The 17088-nt window shown below is 55.7% G+C and carries 17 protein-coding genes; 4 read left to right on the top strand and 13 right to left on the bottom strand.

The window, feature by feature from the left end:
* Positions 1 to 15: 15 nt before the first annotated feature.
* From HY30_RS09535 to HY30_RS09490, 10 genes are all read right to left on the bottom strand, one after another.
* Positions 16 to 456 (bottom strand): glycosyltransferase family 2 protein, encoded by a 441-nt coding sequence (locus HY30_RS09535; protein WP_051615253.1) that lies wholly within the window; start codon positions 454 to 456, stop codon positions 16 to 18.
* A 4-nt stretch (positions 457 to 460) separates the two neighbouring features.
* The gene (locus tag HY30_RS09530; RefSeq protein WP_051615252.1) at positions 461 to 1717 is read right to left on the bottom strand and encodes an ABC transporter ATP-binding protein; all 1257 of its coding nucleotides are present in this window, start codon (positions 1715 to 1717) and stop codon (positions 461 to 463) included.
* The gene (locus HY30_RS09525; protein WP_034739562.1) at positions 1717 to 2592 is read right to left on the bottom strand and encodes an ABC transporter permease; all 876 of its coding nucleotides are present in this window, start codon (positions 2590 to 2592) and stop codon (positions 1717 to 1719) included. Before HY30_RS09525 ends, HY30_RS09530 begins: the two co-directional genes overlap by 1 nt.
* Positions 2589 to 3725: a DegT/DnrJ/EryC1/StrS family aminotransferase gene (locus tag HY30_RS09520; RefSeq protein WP_034739559.1), complete on the bottom strand. Its 1137-nt coding sequence runs from the start codon at positions 3723 to 3725 to the stop codon at positions 2589 to 2591. The genes HY30_RS09525 and HY30_RS09520 overlap by 4 nt, the downstream gene beginning before the upstream one ends.
* On the bottom strand, positions 3722 to 4699 hold the full coding sequence (locus HY30_RS09515) for an NAD-dependent epimerase/dehydratase family protein (protein ID WP_034739556.1): 978 nt from the start codon (positions 4697 to 4699) through the stop codon (positions 3722 to 3724). Before HY30_RS09515 ends, HY30_RS09520 begins: the two co-directional genes overlap by 4 nt.
* 79 nt (positions 4700 to 4778) lie before the next feature.
* Positions 4779 to 5870 carry a DegT/DnrJ/EryC1/StrS family aminotransferase gene (locus HY30_RS09510; protein WP_034739555.1) on the bottom strand — a complete coding sequence of 364 codons (1092 nt, stop codon included), beginning with the start codon at positions 5868 to 5870 and terminating at the stop codon, positions 4779 to 4781.
* Positions 5867 to 6922: a Gfo/Idh/MocA family protein gene (locus tag HY30_RS09505; RefSeq protein ID WP_034739554.1), complete on the bottom strand. Its 1056-nt coding sequence runs from the start codon at positions 6920 to 6922 to the stop codon at positions 5867 to 5869. The genes HY30_RS09510 and HY30_RS09505 overlap by 4 nt, the downstream gene beginning before the upstream one ends.
* A gap of 58 nt (positions 6923 to 6980) precedes the next feature.
* Positions 6981 to 7457 carry an acyltransferase gene (locus HY30_RS09500; RefSeq protein WP_034739553.1) on the bottom strand — a complete coding sequence of 159 codons (477 nt, stop codon included), beginning with the start codon at positions 7455 to 7457 and terminating at the stop codon, positions 6981 to 6983.
* Positions 7458 to 7618: 161 nt separating this feature from the next.
* A complete protein-coding gene (locus tag HY30_RS09495) occupies positions 7619 to 8677 on the bottom strand; it encodes a glycosyltransferase family 2 protein (protein WP_051615250.1) in 1059 nt (352 codons plus the stop codon).
* Between the two features lie 12 nt (positions 8678 to 8689).
* The gene (locus HY30_RS09490; RefSeq protein WP_034739552.1) at positions 8690 to 9961 is read right to left on the bottom strand and encodes a glycosyltransferase; all 1272 of its coding nucleotides are present in this window, start codon (positions 9959 to 9961) and stop codon (positions 8690 to 8692) included.
* A gap of 191 nt (positions 9962 to 10152) precedes the next feature.
* Between HY30_RS09490 and HY30_RS19245 the strand changes: the two genes are divergently transcribed.
* Together HY30_RS19245 and HY30_RS09480 are read left to right on the top strand one after the other, a co-directional pair.
* Complete coding sequence (locus HY30_RS19245; RefSeq protein ID WP_162176924.1) at positions 10153 to 11337, top strand: glycosyltransferase; 1185 nt, start codon at positions 10153 to 10155, stop codon at positions 11335 to 11337.
* Positions 11334 to 12824 carry a lipopolysaccharide biosynthesis protein gene (locus HY30_RS09480; RefSeq protein WP_034739551.1) on the top strand — a complete coding sequence of 497 codons (1491 nt, stop codon included), beginning with the start codon at positions 11334 to 11336 and terminating at the stop codon, positions 12822 to 12824. Before HY30_RS19245 ends, HY30_RS09480 begins: the two co-directional genes overlap by 4 nt.
* Positions 12825 to 12839: 15 nt before the next feature.
* On the opposite strand, the gene HY30_RS09475 is transcribed toward HY30_RS09480, so the two are convergent.
* Positions 12840 to 13838, bottom strand: coding sequence for a glycosyltransferase family 2 protein (locus HY30_RS09475; protein WP_051615247.1), 999 nt, complete (start codon positions 13836 to 13838; stop codon positions 12840 to 12842).
* Positions 13839 to 13925: 87 nt separating this feature from the next.
* The gene (locus HY30_RS09470; RefSeq protein ID WP_034739549.1) at positions 13926 to 14744 is read right to left on the bottom strand and encodes an SDR family NAD(P)-dependent oxidoreductase; all 819 of its coding nucleotides are present in this window, start codon (positions 14742 to 14744) and stop codon (positions 13926 to 13928) included.
* Positions 14745 to 14927: 183 nt separating this feature from the next.
* On the opposite strand from HY30_RS09470, the gene rpsD reads away from it, so the two are divergent.
* Both rpsD and HY30_RS09460 read left to right on the top strand, forming a co-directional pair.
* Complete coding sequence (gene rpsD, locus HY30_RS09465) at positions 14928 to 15545, top strand: 30S ribosomal protein S4 (RefSeq protein WP_034739547.1); 618 nt, start codon at positions 14928 to 14930, stop codon at positions 15543 to 15545.
* Between the two features lie 75 nt (positions 15546 to 15620).
* Positions 15621 to 16448 carry a polyphosphate kinase 2 family protein gene (locus HY30_RS09460; protein ID WP_034739545.1) on the top strand — a complete coding sequence of 276 codons (828 nt, stop codon included), beginning with the start codon at positions 15621 to 15623 and terminating at the stop codon, positions 16446 to 16448.
* On the opposite strand, the gene HY30_RS09455 is transcribed toward HY30_RS09460, so the two are convergent.
* A complete protein-coding gene (locus tag HY30_RS09455; RefSeq protein WP_034739543.1) occupies positions 16445 to 17080 on the bottom strand; it encodes a GIN domain-containing protein in 636 nt (211 codons plus the stop codon). The two genes, HY30_RS09460 and HY30_RS09455, sit on opposite strands and share 4 nt — an antisense overlap.
* Positions 17081 to 17088: the final 8 nt, after the last annotated feature.

Here is a 17088-nt window from a genome sequence, read left to right as displayed (position 1 = left end):
GGGACCATTTGGGGCTCAGGTCACCATGATGACGTGCTCGGGGGATCTAATATCTGCCGCGTGTGGGGGCGGTCCTTCGCTGCCCATCATGACCGCCATGCCATAGAGCATTCCGGCCTCTGGATGTTGGTCGAGAATCTCAACAGCACGCGCCAGCGCGCCTGGAGTCAGGGCGTCGTCTGCAGAAATAAGGAGGGTGTAGCGAGACTCCGCCCAATCCAGGATACCGCGATTGGCTGTTGCAATCAGGCGCAGGTTCTGGGGATTTTTGGAATAGTGAACGCGGTGGTCTTCTGCCGCAAGACGCCGCCCCACTTCTTCTGTGTTGTCAGGCGAGCAATCGTCGATGATCAGAATTCTGACATCAACATCGCGTTGGCTGAGAATGGATGCCACGCAGCCCTCAAGGTAATGGGCGTAATTGTAGCATGGGATGACGACATCAACATCAGCCATGATCTCAGCTTCTCTTGTTGGCAGTCGCTGCAGATAATCCGCTCTTCATTCCATCTAGGCGCCACTCACCGCTTTGATGAAAAACGCCATATGCGTTGGATTGAAATAGAGGGTGGCGTATGTGGAAAGTTGCGCCCAGCTGAGAGCAAATCTGCTGGTCATTCTCGCGCACCGCGATTGTTGTGGTGTACTGATCTGATACCAATTCAAGTGCCGGTGTCACGAGTTCTATTTCGCCTTCACCATCGATCTCAGACAGATTAATCTGATCGGCCAATGTGCTGAAAGTGCAGCAGTGGATTTCGTCAGCGCGGTTTATGCCGATCCGGATGTCCGCCTTCTTGATTGGGCGGGATGTCTGGTAGCGGATCCGGACGGTCATCTTTTCTCCGAAGTCGAAGACTGTTTTCTCGGTGCCGCTCTTGTCCAGCAGCTGTATATCGGTGAATGTAATGGCGGGTGCCTGCCCGCGCTCTGGCTGAAACCATGGGCTTTGCGCCAGGCGACTGTCGGCCTCGTACATTCGCAAGCCTTCATCCGTTGGCCCGTCGAATACGACTTCGCCTTTCTTCAGATAAATCACGCGCGGGCACATGGTCTTGATGGAGAACATGTTGTGCGAGACGAAAAGTATGGTGGAGCCTTGCTTCTCGAGAGACTTTGCGAAGTCCATGCACTTCTTCTGGAAACTGAAGTCGCCTACTGCGAGCACTTCATCCAGAAGCAAAATGTCGGGGTCGAGGTGTGCGGCAACAGCAAATGCCAGCCGTACATACATACCCGAAGAATAACGCTTCACGGGCGTATCGATAAAGTCTGCGATTTCCGAGAAATCGATAATCCGGTCAAACTTCTTTTCGACTTCTTCGCGGCTCATGCCGAGAATGGATCCATAAAGAAAGACGTTCTCGCGGCCGGTTAGCTCCTGATGGAATCCCGTCCCGACTTCAAGGAGTGCACCCAGGCGTCCCTGGATCGTTGCATGACCTTCTGTCGGCGTGACGATTTGGGAGAGAATTTTCAAAAGCGTAGATTTACCAGCGCCATTAAGACCGATGATACCAACATTTTCGCCACGATTGATTTCGAAAGATGCATTCCGCAGGGCCCAGAATTCACCGGATTCCTTAGGATCATTCGGTTTGAGGAGCTTTTTGGTCATCGATTGAAGCATGTCCCGCAGGGAGTCATGCTGAGCAACGGATGCGCCAATCTTGTACTTCTTGCCGAGACCGTCGGCTTTGATCGCGAGTTCAGTCATCAAATCAGATCCGCAAAGTTTCGTTCAAGGCGCTTGAAGAAGAGCAGCCCGCCGAACAGCAAAAGAATGATGAGGGAAACACCGATACCGAGTGCCATCATGTCCGGCTCACCTTGGCCCGTCACAGCCCAGCGGAAGCCCTCAATGACGCCCACCATTGGATTGAGCGCGTAAACCCATTTCCATTTTTCTGGCACCATTGTGCTCGAATAGACAACGGGCGATGCATACATCCAGATCTGAAGCATGAAGGTCATTGTGTATTTGACATCGCGATAGCGAACATTGATCGGGGCCAGCCAGAGGCTTACCGCGAGCGCCATCGATCCGGCTACGAGAACGAGCGGAAATGCGGCGGCGAGCCGCCAGGTTGGCGTAACGCCCATCAACAGCATCATTGCGATAAGGACGAAGAAGGCGATCGTGAAATCCAGCAACGGAGCCAGCACGCCCGACAGCGGTATAATCATCCTCGGAAAATAGACTTTCCGAACGAGATTGGACTCATTGACCAATCCCGTCGAACCGCGCCTTACAGCCTCGGCAAAATATGTCCAGGGCAGTACCGCCGCGAAGGCGAATATGGGGTAGGGCGTATCGCCCGGCACTGGCAGTTTCGCGATACGACTAAAAACGATCGTGAATATCGCGACTGCAAATATCGGCTGAATAATGGCCCACGTCGCACCCAGAGCCGCTTGCCGATACATCACCATCACGTCCCGATGCACAAGCGTCGTCAGTAGACCGCGGAAGCGCCAGATCTGGTCGAGCTCCAGATCAAAGAGGCCGCGCTCCGGCCGGAGCGTCGTAATGCGGTCGCTCGTGCGGGACGGTAGCTCTGTATTGGTGCCAGCGATCTCTTGTGAGGTCATGACGTGGCCTTTTTCAATTCGTCGACCACAGTTCCGATTTCATCGTCTGTCATCTGAGGATAAAGAGGCAATATAATGCGATTGTCCTGGGCGAATTCCGACTGGGTTAGTGGCGCATTAAGAGGGACATCGCTGTAAACCTCTTCCCTATGGGCGCACATGATGCCCCGCCTTGATGACACGCCGGCATCAAGCAGCTTCTGCATTACTTCGCGCTGATCACAGGTGGCCGGTATCTCGATCGAGAAGCTCTGCCAATTGGATCGCGCCCATTCCGGCTCTTCAGGCAGGCCGATCCATTGGGCGGAGGCGAGCTGCGCTTTGTACTGCTGGGCAATCTCGCGGCGGCGCGCGGTAATCCCGGGCAGCCGTTTCAGTTGTTCGCGCCCGACGGCCGCCTGTATGTCAGTCATACGGTAATTGTAGCCCATGACTGGATGCGTTTCGAAGATGACCGTATTGGCTTTGTGCCGAACAGTATCTGGAACACTCATGCCATGCTGGCGGAGCAGCCGAAATTTGGCGGCCCAGTCATCGTGTGGGGTTGTGATCATGCCACCATCGCCAGTCGACATGATTTTGCGCGGATGGAATGAGAATACGGCTGCGTCGCCGCGAACACGGCCTACCTTTTCCCATTCACCTTGCCATTTTATCTCCGATCCAGCTGCGCAGGCCGCGTCCTCAATGACCTTCAGGCCGTGTTTGCGCGCAATAGAAACGATTGCGGCCAGATCAGCTGGCATGCCCATTTGATGCACCAGCAGGATTGCGCGGGTCTTGCCAGTGATGGCCGCCTCAATCAGCGTCGGGTCCATGTTGAAGGTTGAAGGATCAACATCAACGAAGACCGGTTCGGCGCCGCAATAGCGCACCACATTTGCCGTGGCGATATAGGAGTGGCTGACCGTAATGACTTCATCACCCGCTACGACACCCGCAGCGAGGAGTGCGAGGTGAAGACCGGTTGTGCAGTTCGACACGGCGACGGCGTGCTCGGCGCCCATATAGGCGGCGAACTCTTTTTCGAAGGCTGCGACTTCAGGGCCTTGCGTAATCCAGCCTGAGAGAATGACCCGCGCAGCGGCGTCGGCCTCGGCCTGGTCCATAACGGGTCTGATAATCGGTATCATTCGAACATGTCCTTGTTGGCGCGCCACCAGGCAACCAGACGCTCAAGGCCTTCCTCAAGATCGATCTCAGCCTTGAAGCCGAGGAGCTTCTCAGCTTTGGCCGTGTCGGCAAGTCGCCGAGCCACAGGGTTGACGGAGCGCTCAGGGCCATATTCGGGCACCATTGCCGGATCGGCTCCCATCACTTTCATCAACGCTGCAGCGAGTTCGTTCAGATTTGTCTCAACGCCGGAAGCGATGTTGAAGACTTCATCCGACACGTCTGATTTCAGTGCCAGCACATTGGCGCGGGCGAGATCTTCGATGTTGATGAAGTCCATGGACGTCTTTCCGTCACCGAGAATAAGAGGCGGAGTGCCTTCCTCAATGCGCTGCATCCACCGAACAAGCACTTCGGTATACTTTCCATGAATGTCCATACGCGGACCATACACATTGAAGTAGCGCGTCGAGACATAGTTCAGACCGTACATGTCATTGAAGGAGCGCAGCAGGCCCTCAAGCATGATCTTTGACGCGCCATACCATGTGCGATTGTTGTAGGGGTGATGGTCCTCGGTTGTCGGGAATGTATCCGCCATGCCGTAGATGGAGGCTGACGAAGCCGCGAGAACTTTCTGGACACCACATTTTTGCGCCGCCTCGATCACATTGTATGTGCCGTCACACATGACTTCCATTGCTTCACGCGGCTCGGCTGCACAAGCGGTGATGCGGATAGCGGCCATGTGTATGACCGCGTCCATGCCAGCTGTTACATCCATGACCGCTTTCACGTCGCGGATATCGCCTTTGACAAGTTCGACACGCGGATCCTTCATGATCTCATTCACGTTGCGCATGGAGCCGCGGACAAGATTGTCAAAAATGACAATCTTCTTCGGGCTACTCGTCGCCAGGATCTGGTCGATGGTTGTGGAGCCAATGAGGCCGCACCCGCCTGTAACCAGTATATTCGCGCCGTCGAGATTCATTTTAGTCGCCTTTGTCTTAGTCTACGCTTTTGGGTCGTGGTGAGACGACGCTGATTTTGTGATTCAGGATTAGGCGTCTCTACAGTGCCTTCACGGCTTCAACGACTTCGGCCTGCATGTCTCCTGTCAGCTCCGGATACATCGGAAGGGACAGCACTTCGTTGGCGGCCTTCTCTGAATGGGGGAACTGGCCCTGTTTGTAGCCGAGGTCAGCGTAGGCGGGGAGCAAATGGACAGGGTAGGGGTAATGGATGCCCGTTTGGATTCCCTTGCCGCCCAGCTCTTCAATCCAACGCGTGCGTTCGGCCGTACGGATGACGTACAGATGATACACGTGCCGACGGTTATCCATCTGGACAGGTGTTTCGATACCGCTGCCAGCGAACATTTCGTCATACCGGCCTGCCGCATCCCGGCGCATCTCGGTCCACTTTTCGATATACTTCATCTTGACCCGGAGGACGGCGCCCTGAATGCCTTCCAGGCGCATGTTAAAGCCCTTCAGTTCATGGTGATATTTTTTCTCTGCGCCCCAGTCACGCAGCATACGGACCTTGCGGTTGAACTCGGCATTGCCGGTGACGACCATGCCGCCTTCACCCGCTGCGCCGAGGTTTTTGCCAGGGTAAAATGAAAAGCCGGCGAGGTCACCCACAGAGCCGGCGCGCTTGCCTTTGTATTCTGCGCCATGTGCCTGCGCTGCATCTTCAAGGACAATGAGGCCATGCTTTTTCGCTAGGGCCATGATCGGGTCCATGTCGGCCATTTGACCGTAAAGGTGGACGGGTATGATTGCCTTGGTGCGTGGTGTGATAGCGGCTTCAAGAGCGGCAGGGTCCATTGTATAAGTAACAGGATCGATGTCGCAGAGCTTGATGGTAGCGCCCGTGTAATAGATGGCTGCGGCCGATGCCACGAATGTGTGCGGAACGGTGATAACCTCATCGCCGGGGCCAACACCGGCGGCTAGGAGGGCGAGGTGGAGAGCACTCGTTCCATTGTTCACACCCGCGGCGAATGCGTTATTGCAATAGGCCGCGTATTCTTTTTCCAGCTCAACCACGTCCGGTCCAAGTGTGAAGGCACAGCTTTCGAGGACGCCCTGAATAGCCGCATCGATTTCAGGCTTGATCGAGTGATACTGGGCCTTCAGGTCAACAAACGGGATCATACAGACTTTCCTTGGCGTGGGAGATGGACGGTTTCGCCGCGGCCCCGCATGGAGCTGGTTGCGGCTTCGATGACTTCGACAACACGGAGACCCAGATGGCCATCGGTGATCGGTTTGGTGCCGTTGACGATACAATCAACGAAATGTTCGCCTTCAACGCGGAGCGCTTCAGAGCCGTCGACTTTCGGGGCCCACATGTCGCCCGTTCGATAGCCGACACGCATTTCGTGGATCTGCTTTGGATCATCAGTAAAGCTGACGCCCTTGTCGTAGATTTTCAGTTTTTCGGACGGCTCGAGATCATCATATGTGATCATCTTGTTCGCGCCGCCGATTAGGATCTGACGGACCTTTACGGGGGCGAGCCAGGAAACGTTTGCGTGAGCGATCAGCCCGCTTTCGTAGAACAATGTGATGTAGGCCAGGTTTTCCGGAGTGCCTGGGAAGTGGTTGATGCCAGCTGCTGAGACGGCCACTGGGTGCTCTTCGAAGAGGTAATCGAGGATCGAGAAATCGTGGACACCAAGGTCGGAAATCACGTTCACGTCGCGCTGGAACAAGCCGAGATTCACGCGAATGGAGTCGTAGTAGAGGATTTTCCCAAGGTCGCCGGCGTCAATTAGCTCTTTCATCTTTCGGACCGTGCCCGTGTAGATGAATGTGTGGTCGACGTGGAGGATCAGGCCGCGCTTTTCGGCCTCTTCGACCAGCGCGCGGGCCTGGAGGGATGTTTCCGCCATCGGCTTCTCAAGCCAGACATGCTTGCCGGCCTTGAGCGCGGCCATTGCGAGGGAGAAGTGGGTGTTCACGGGCGTTGCAATGGCAACGGCATCAATCTCCGGGTCGCGGATCATTTCCTGGAAATCGGTCGTCGTTTTGGTCGCCGGAAAGCGCCGCGCGACGATCTCGAGAACTTTCGGGTTCAGGTCTGCGACCGTGTGAACCCGCGCCTGATGTAGTTCCGAAAAGTTACGGACCAGGTTCGGTCCCCAGTAGCCGTAACCGACGACGCCTATGTTGACTGTTTTCTTTTCTTCATTTCCGGCGCTCATTCTGGGCCCTTTACGTGTTTTGGCGGCAGGGCCGCGGACGGTTTTGCCGGTAGCGTTCTTAAGTGTTGCGGACATCACCCACTACCTTTGCTGGCACTCCAGCTACAATAGCGTGGTCCGGGACGTTTTTGGTCACGACCGCGCCTGCGGCAATGAGCGCCCCTTCGCCGATCGTAATGCCACACATGATCGTTGCGTTGGAGCCTATAGACGCCCGGCGTTTAACTTGTGTGAATTCAAGCGTCCAATCTTCATCAGACTGGGCTGAACCATCAGGGTTTGTTGCACGTGGGAAGCGGTCATTGGTAAACATGACGCCGTGTCCCACAAACACTTCATCCTCGATTGTCACGCCTTCACAGATGAATGTGTGCGATGAAATCTTGCACTTTTCACCCACTGTCGCGCCCTTCTGGATCTCGACAAAGGCGCCGATGCGGCTGCCATCGCCGACCTGACACCCGTACAGGTTGACGAGCGCCGGATGATGTATGGTTACATCACCGATTAATTTGACTGTATCCGAAATTGGCATTTGCGATCCCCGAAAGCTTGATGGCCCAGCGGTATGCAAGTGTCAAACCAACTTCCATGTGGTGTTTTGACCGGAGCGAAAAACCTTGTGCATACAGGCAGAGCTTGAAAACCCGGCCTGTAACCACTGCGTCACAAGCCGGTTTTCGAAGGGCATCAGCTTCAGTGGGGTGTTTGCACTTTCCGGCTGTTCCAGTTCGCGGTTTGTGAAGCCTGCCTGTTCCCAAGGTGCGTTCCAAGCGCGCTGATCATGGGGAGCATGACTTTAGAGGCAATCGCCTGAACCTTATAGCTGTGGCCGATCATCGGAAGTTTGCGGATTATTGGGCGGACGACGCCATCATGGTACCGCCATTTCGTCAGTTTTTGATACTTTTCGAAATAAGGATCAGCTTCAAGGCCCCACTTCTTACGGAAGTGATTGAGGCTCTTGCGCTGCCAATTGGGCGACCAACGTAAGATGAAAATCGGCCGGTCCATCGGTTCGACCGGATGGTGACGGTCTGGATGGCAAAACGTGACGACCGAGGATGGTTCCAGCATGATCCTGCCGCCATTGGCCCAGATCGTGATGCTGAAATCGATATGGTCCTTGGAGCAGGGCATGTTTTCGTCGAAGTCACCAAACCGGTTGAATGTATCGCGCCTGACCAGAATGCAGTGGACTTCGCAGACCTGGGTTTCCGTACGTTCCAGCTGAACCTCATCCACACGCTTGCCTTGGTGATTAAGGTGCTTGTCCGCCAGGCGACGTGATAGGACGGGGCCTTTGAAGAAGGCGTCCATGTCTTCGGTGAAATTACCGCCGGCCTGATGAATTTCGGTATGAAGCGGCATGCCCTGGCATATTAACGGCTGGACGACTTCGGCGCCGGTTTCCTCGCCGCACTTGATAAGGGCAGCCAGCCAACCCTCTGAGGCCATGACGTCGTTCTCGATATAGGCCACATATTTAGTGTCCGACATGTGATGGCCACGATTGCGCGACTGGCAGGGGCTGAGGAAATGGTCAAATCGCACGTATTGAAAGCCATTGTTCTCGCAAATCTGTTTTAGGTCTTTGGCAACAGAGTTTGGGCTGCCCGCGTCAATATAGATGAGCTTGTAAGGGTGTCGCGTTACGGCCACGAGGTTTTCGAGCGAGCGTACAGCGAGGCTGAATCGATCGCGTGCCGTTACAATCAGTGTCACGTCGGCCTGTTTGTTCTCTGGATTTGTCATGGATTTAAACTTTCACACGGTCTCAATTTGCGGGATGGGGTGGGAGGCGGCCCAGGTAAGGCTGTCCTCATAGTGGCGGATCAGTTGATTGGTGCAGCTGCCGAGTGCGTACATCGCCTCGACTTTCATGCGCGCACGATGCGTAAGCGCGGGCCAATTTGAGCGGTTTGCTGTGAGACGTTTGATGGCATCGCAGAGGCTGTCCACATTGCCCTCTGCGGCCAAGGCACCTGTTTCACCTTCGATGACCAGTTCGGGGATGCCGCCGTGGTGTGTCCCTATTACGGGGCGGCCCATGGCCATGGCCTCTTTCAGGGTATTGACTGGTGCGTCCTGGCCGCCGATTGCGCTGGTCATCGAGGGGGCAAGGAAGATGTCGGTTTGGCGTATCAGGTCTGCAATTGCGGCATGATCGCGTGCGCCGTGGAAATTGACCGCGCCAGCTAAACCCATATCGTCAGCGAGACTTTCCAGCTCTTGCCGCATCGGGCCATCGCCAACGATGTCAACTTTGATCGGCTTCGAAGAGTCCCTGGCGAACTGGGCAATCGCGCGGATGGCAATGTGAAACCCTTTGCGCTCTATCAGGCGCCCCACCATCAGGAATTTGAGAGGTCCGCTTTCAATCGTGTTGGCAGGCGAAAAGGGGAAGTTTTCCAGCCGTATACCTGATCCTATTACGCCAATACGATCTTCCGGGCAGCCGAGCGCAATAGCCCGTCGCCGGAAATAGTCACAATTGGCAATATAGCTCGTCGCTTCAGGCCAGATATGATCATAGACATGTGCGCCGACCTGTTTAACGGTCTCGGTGATGTCATATCCCCTGAAATTGACGACGATATTGCCCTTCAGGAAGCCGGCCTTGCGGTGTTTGATGACACTCTCGGCAAGCGTGGCGAACTGGCAGTGCAGAATGTCATATTCCCCGCCAGCCTCGAAGCCGCTGGCCTGGTAAAACGCCGAAAGGTCGCCGATTGACCGACGATAAATATCCGGGCGAAGCCGAGCCAGTGAAACAATTCCGTTCTTGCGTGCGATACTGCCGAGAGCAACCGGCAGGCCGGTAAATCGCGCAATGCAGGCTTTTGGCCACCGCAAATTCACCGTGCGCTTGTCCAGCGCGTGACCTTCTAGCGCTTTCACTGAGAGGCCCGTGGGATCTACATTTCCAATCCCATAAATGTCGACGCTATGTCCCCTATCCATCAGGGCTGCGGCGCTGTTGGCAATGAAAGCCTCCGACATCATGGGGAAGGCATTGACAAAAAAAGCGATTTTCACTCGCGGGCCTCCATTTTCGCCGGAACCAGAACCCGTCCAAGGCAGTTTGAATCACGGTTTGGCGCACAACTTGCTACAGCCTGTCAGAGCAAGTTCGGTGCCATGACTAGGCGTGCCAATTTGAGGTCTGAAGTGGACGTCTGTAGTGAATGTCGGAATAAAGTATGACGAGTAACAAGGTTACAGTCCTGATGCCGACTTTCAACAGGTCGGCCTTCCTGGTGGAGAGCATTGAATCACTTCTGGCTCAGACGCACCCAATCCATAAAATCATCATCATTAATGACGGCTCCACAGACGACACTCTTGAGGTTCTGAAGGCTTATGAGGGGCGGGTAGACATCATCTCAAAGCCAAACGGGGGCAAGGCCGCCGCGTTGAACATGGCGCTTCAACTGGTCCCTGAAGGCCTGGTATGGATTTTCGACGATGACGATCTGGCGCGTCCTGACGGACTTGAGACGTTGATGGCGCTGCTGTCGGGCAATCCCGAGGCCAATATGGCTTATGGGCGACATGAGCGGTTCAAAGTCGATCCAGACGGTAGTGTCCGCATTCTCGGCGATGGCTACTGGCGCGACTGTGAATCGGACGAGTTTCTAGCCGCGACGTTGGAAGATATGTTCGCCCATCAGCCCGGCATGATTGTTCGCAAGGAACTGTACGACCTTGTCGGCCCTTTCGATGAAACCCTCGTTCGTTCGCAGGATTATGACATGCTGATCCGTCTCGCGCGGGTCGCAACGCCTGTATCCACGGAGGCGTATATTTTCCGACAGCGTATTCATGATGGTGTCAGGGGAACGCAGGGCAAGCCGGTAAGCGCCGAGGCGATGTCATCGTCCTGGGCGGTGTTTGACAAGATCATCTTTCGTAACATTCATCCCGAGCTGAAGCTCAGTGAATATCTGGGCAAAGGGAAGAAAATCCATAATCTGGCTTCCAAACGCCACGCGCTGATCAGGCGGAGTGCGGTGATGGCGCGCAAGAAACTATGGTTTCACGCCATGGATGATTTGAGAAACGCCGCCGCCACGAGCGACGAGCCTCTTACGCAGTCAGAAATAACGGCATTGAGACGGGCTCTCGCCTCAAAATATGGCTGTGAGGAAGTCTTGCAGGACCCCAAACTGGTGGATGAACTCTGCCAGTTGGCGATGTCCTCAGCAACAGGATCGCAAATCGTCGCATCGCTTGCGCGGGGGCTGAGATGGCGGGTTCGCTCAGCACTTTTTAGTGAAAACCGTTGGAATTCTGTTAGATATTTCCTGCTAATGAGTAAGCTTGCCAAAGCATCGTCGATGTTTGCAAAGCGCTACCAACCCGAAATGGCTGCTTCGATGAAGCCGTTTCAGAAAGTCGATCGCTTCAAATGACCCAGAGTCTGCTTCGACGCGCCGGCAAAGCGGTTGCCCTGAATGCGCTTGGCAACTGGTTTGGCATGGCAGGCAGCATGCTGTCGCTGGTTTTCATTGCGCGTTTGTTGTCACCGATGGATTTCGGCGTTTTTGGCATGACGTTGGTTATTTTCTCCATTCCGGAGATATTCGCCTCAGGCAGCCTGAATGACGCATTGATCCAACGTCGCGATCTTCAGGCAGGCCATATCAGTTCCGTTTTCATGCAGTCGCTCGTGCTGGCCGCAGTCTTCTCGATTGGGATCAATATTGCGGCTCCATTGATCGCACATGCATTCGATCATGCCGAACTCGTCCCGATGATCCGGTTTTTCTCGATCTCCCTGTTCATTGGCGCACTAACGTCAGTTCCCGCAGCGCTCCTTCAGAGGGATCTGCGATACAGCGAGATCACGCTCGTCGACGTCATTGGTACGGTTGTTGCGGCTGGCGTCGGCATTGTGCTTGCCTTCACACTTCAAAGCGCATGGGCACTCATTTTCATGGAGTTGGCTCGCCGCGTCGTCCGCCTGATCGCATTTTCCGCAATGGCAAAATGGAGGCCTTCGTTCAAGTCCAGTTGGGCTGAAACCCGGGAACTCTCGCGTTTCAACTCGCTGAACATGGCAACGAAAGTGGTCGTCGCGGCAGACGGGACGGTTTCGCGGGGCCTGGTCGGCGCTATTCTCGGACCGGCAGCTCTAGGCATGTTCAATATGGCTGTCCGATTACTCGATCAGGCGAAGGCGGCATTCGTGACGCCTTTTGCTGCTGTGTCCCTGCCGGTCGCTGCGCAAACGCAGCACGACCTGCCAACGCTCTATCGAGCCATCGAAGGCGCAATGAAACTCGCGGCCTTGATTGCTTATCCGACCTTTATCGGGGCCTGCGTTGTGGCACCTGTCGCGATCCCGGTTGTGTTCGGTGACCAATGGGTGCCTGCGGTTCCAACGATTCAGGTTTTTCTGCTTATGGGACTTCGCACGCCCACAACCGCTTTCAATTCGGGTGTCCTGAACGGCGTTGGACGTGTCGACTGGACCTTCAAGATCTCCCTCGTGGGGCTGATCCTGACAGTTCTGGCTGTCGGGGCAACAATACACATCAGTCTTGAAGCGGTGGCGCTGGCAATGTTCGGCCAGACCCTCGTGACTTGGGCGCTTGGGGCCTATGCCGTCAAATCCTCAATCGGCTTTCCCATGAAGCGCCAGGTTATCGCCGGGTCATCTGCCTTTTTCGCTTCACTGATCATGGGCCTCATCGTTTGGATCTGTATGCAACTGATCGATGATACCATCCATGCCCTGTTGGAAATGATCATACTGGTAGGCGTTGGTGTGGTGTCCTATGTCGGTGCTCTGTCGCTAATTTCGCCGACACTGGCGAAGCGTATTGTTCAGGCTTTGATCATGGTCGCCCAGGGACGCCGCGAAGAGGCGATCATAATCGCCAAGGGCGCCGTCTAGTTATTTTGGGCAATCCTAAGAGGCGGCCATTATCTGTTCGATAGACTGGACTTGTGCCGCGCGGCCGCCTGACTGCGGCACAGGCTCTTTGCCCAATGCGTGGCGAATAACACGCGCAAGCAAGGTCGCCACGATCACGGGGGGAGCGACGAATGTCGCCAGAGCGCCAGCCAGATCGCGATCCCTGACCCGTTCGATCAGGTGCATCCATGCCCAGTGCTTGTAGGCCTGGATCTTGTGCTGCGAGATTGATCGTCTGGCCTCATCCGCAAGGCCGGGATGCGTCAGGTATTCACGATCTCGATCAAGGACGCGCCGCAGGTCAGCTGAGGCAAATTCCTTCGACAAGGAGTATGGATAGTCGACCGAGAAATACCCGCATGGGTCGATGACACCGAAACGGGCACCCGCCAGCAGGCAGCGCATATAGATGTCATAGTCTTCGGAGAGCCGCATATCCTCATTATACGCGATCGCGTGCGCGGTCAGGAATTCGGACCGGATAATCGGTTTAAGATAGCCCAGCTCGCGGCGATTGCCTGTGCGTGCATTGAGATTCTCGAGCGCAAATCTGCCCGCGTCCATGCGGACAAGACCGATCGCTTGATCTGCCCAGAGGCGCGTGCCGCTTGCGGGTTGGGAAGTGTCAGGTACACGAATTAGGTCGTCCGCGACAAGATCGAGCTGTTCCTTGACGCCGACATCCAGCATTTTCCGTAACCGGTCTGGATGCATGTAATCGTCGGCATCGAGGATGGCGATCCAGGAGGTTTTCACCTCGGATATTGCGCGATTACGCGCAGCGGATGGTCCCCTGTTCTGCGGCTGCACGATCAGCTTGAGATTTGTATTCTGCTCTGCGAGGTGCTGAACCTTTCTGACTGTTTCATCTTTCGAACAGTCGTCAACGACGATAACGTTAACCGGAATGGTCTGGGCGAGCGCACTCCCGATGGCAGCCTCGATTGTGTCGATGCTATTATAGCTCGGGATAACAACCGTGATATCAGCCATGAGGGCGCTCCTGCATCTGGCGCGAATACGCATTTAGAGCGGTATAAATGCAATATTCGCGCCGGAGTCGCTTTGGCAATGGTATCTTCACTTCGCCGTCATGCCGCCATCCACGACGTGTTCCTGCCCGGTGATATAACTTGATGCGTCACTCGCTAGGAATAGAACCAAAGCGGCGACTTCATCCGGTCGGCCGGCGCGGCCCATGGGGGCTGACTGCGCACCAATCGCGTCCACATCAAAGGCATTTGCACCAGCTTGAGCCGACATCGCGGCGCGCTGTTCATCGCTCATGGTCTCTGCCATGCGTGTGATGCTTTTTTGCCAGATCGGCGTGTCGATGATGCCGGGATGCACGGAGTTGACCCGGATGGGAAAGCCGAGCTGACCGCATTCAACCGCGGCTGCCTTGGTAAACAGCCGAACGCCGCCCTTGCTTGCACAATAGGCGCTGACGCCGGATGCGCCCCGCAGGCCCGCCACGGACGAAATGTTTATGATGGAGCCGCCGCTCTCTTTCATGGCGTGCATGGCGGCGCGGGTGCCAAGAAACACGCTGTCCATGTTGATCGCCATCTGTTTCTGCCAGTCGGCGAGGCTGTACTCGAGAATGGCACCGCCGATCGCCACGCCCGCATTATTGACCATGACTGAGGGCTTACCCAGTTCTTCCTCACATAGAGCAATGATCTCGGACCAGCGGGCCTCGTCAACCACATCATGCTTTGCGGCCAGGGCTTTTCCCCCATCTTGCGTGATCAGGGAGGCGGTTTCCTGGGCGCCCGCCTCGTCAATATCGGTGACCAGAACCGCTGCGCCCTCCTCAGCAAGGGCTTGGCAGCAAGCCCTCCCGATGCCGCTGCCTCCGCCCGTCACGATTGCCACTCGTCCATCCATGCGCTTCATCTTCTTCCTCCCATATGATTGTTCTGTTTTTTGTGCTGTTTCAGTAGCAGGCCCGCGGCTTGACGCGCCAGCGATTTTGGTGTTCTAGCCGTTCCTTATCTACGGGCTGGTGCGGAGCCGCCGTTGAAATCGTGGGTGCGAATGAGCGCTGCCCACCGGCCCGCGTCGAAATGAGGTACTACCATGTCACGTCGCCACAGCGCGAAGTACAAGATCGACCGTCGGGTCGGCGAAAATATCTGGGGCCGCGCAAAGTCGCCCGTAAACAAGCGTAACTACAAGCCAGGACAGCACGGCCAGAACCGCCGCGGCAAGGTCTCTGACTTCGGTATGCAGCTTATGGCCAAGCAAAAGCTCAAAGGCTACTACGGCGACATCACCGAGAAACAGTTCGCTCGCGTCTATGAAGAAGCAAGCCGCATGAAGGGCAACGCCGCAGAAAACCTGATCGGCCTGCTGGAATCGCGCCTCGAAGCCTTCGTTTACCGCGCCAAGTTCGTCCCTACGATCTTTGCGGCCCGCCAGTTCGTCAACCATGGTCATGTCATGATCAATGGTCGCCGGTGCAACATTGGTTCGGCTCGCCTGAAGCCCGGTGATGTGGTGCAGATCCGTGAGAAATCACGCAATATTGCACTCGTCCTGGAAGCTCTGGGCAGCCCGGAGCGCGACATCCCGGAATACGTTGATGTCGACCCCAAAGCCATGTCGGCAACCTATGTCCGCGTGCCGGGCCTGGCTGACGTGCCTTATCCGGTGCAGATGGAACCTGCTCAGGTCGTCGAATTCTACTCCTCGTAAGAGGATTGAATTCCTTGAAGTTTTGCAGAGGCCGCGCCAGACTGGTGCGGCCTTTGTCGTTTTGGAGCTCTATCAATGTCCACCCCCAGTATCGTCGCTACCCGTCGGGCGCTCATCGCGACGCCTGGCAAGGCATTCGACCTGTCCGCGCGCGATACAGGCGACAAGTCGCTCTTCGAGGATAAGGAAAATGCCGAAACCAGCCTGAAGAAGGATGCAGCCGTCATCAACGAGCTGAAAGACATGATGTACGCTGAAGGCAAACGATCTTTGCTCGTCGTGCTTCAGGGGATGGATACATCGGGCAAGTCAGGCACGATCAAGGGCGTCTTTTCGGATACAACGCCTCTCGGCATGGAGGTGAAGGCCTTTAAGGCACCCAGCTCCAACGAACTGGCACGGGACTATCTCTGGCGGGTCCACAACGCTGTTCCCAAAAAGGGCCATATCGGTATTTTCGATCGCTCGCATTATGAAGACGTGCTCGTCGTAAAGGTTCGCGGTTTTGCGCCGGCCGAAGAGATCGAGCAGCGGTACGCCCAGATAAATGCCTTCGAAAAGCATCTCACCGAAAATGGGGTGACCATCGTGAAATGCATGCTGAATGTTGGCTATGAAGAGCAGGGTGTTCGCCTTGCCGAAAGGCTTGAGGAACCGCACAAGCTCTGGAAGTTCAATCCCGGGGACTTGGAAGATCGCAAGCTCTGGGCGCAGTATATGGACGCTTATCAAACCGCCATTACGCGCTGCTCAACGCGTCAAGCGCCGTGGTACGTCATACCGTCGGACAGCCGGACCCGTCGTAACGCCATGATAGCGCGGCTTGTGCGTGGGGCGCTTGAGGGCATGAAGCTCGAATGGCCCGCCTCTGAATACAAGCCGGGCGACTTCGATATCGGCTAGTGGAAGCTGGTCGTACCGCCAGACATGGATTTGTTCTGTTCGCGCTCCTGCGGATCGCCGTAAATATCCACGCTGCCCCCGCTTGAGGTGTGGCTGTGGGCCTCGAGAGAGGCTGAGGCAGAGACCGAACCGCCACTGGACGCATTCGCGGCAACCTTTTCACAAATCACTTGCTTTCCGTTTGCACTGCCACCCGAATTGGCAACAATCTTTAGCGAACCACATTTACCGTCCGCCTTGATGGAGGCGCCGCTGGAAGCGTCCAGTACGAGTATGTCCGAGTCCAGACCAGTGGCGCGGATGCTGGAACCTGAGCTCGCCTCGATTTCCTTCAAGGTGGGACCAGTGACACGTACTTTTGCGCGCACTTTGTCGTCGCTCCACCCCGATGTCATCTTGCGTGCTATGTAGAGGCGGGATCCGTCTTGACGTAGTTTCATATTTTCAGGCCCACCTTTCTCGAAGTCGATTATGACTGAGTATTCCGGGGCGGTTTCAAAGGAGACGTCCACACCTGCGGAGATGTCGAGTTCGTCGAATCCGGTGAAGTCGTAGGATTCCGATGTATCGGCATGGGCTGCTGAATAGGTGGATAGGGTGAGGCAAATCGTTGCCAGTATCATTTTGCGCATGTATCGTG

This window comes from Hyphomonas chukchiensis, from assembly GCF_000682695.1.
GTDB lineage: Bacteria > Pseudomonadota > Alphaproteobacteria > Caulobacterales > Hyphomonadaceae > Hyphomonas > Hyphomonas chukchiensis.
This window is presented reverse-complemented; position numbering and strand designations above follow the sequence as displayed.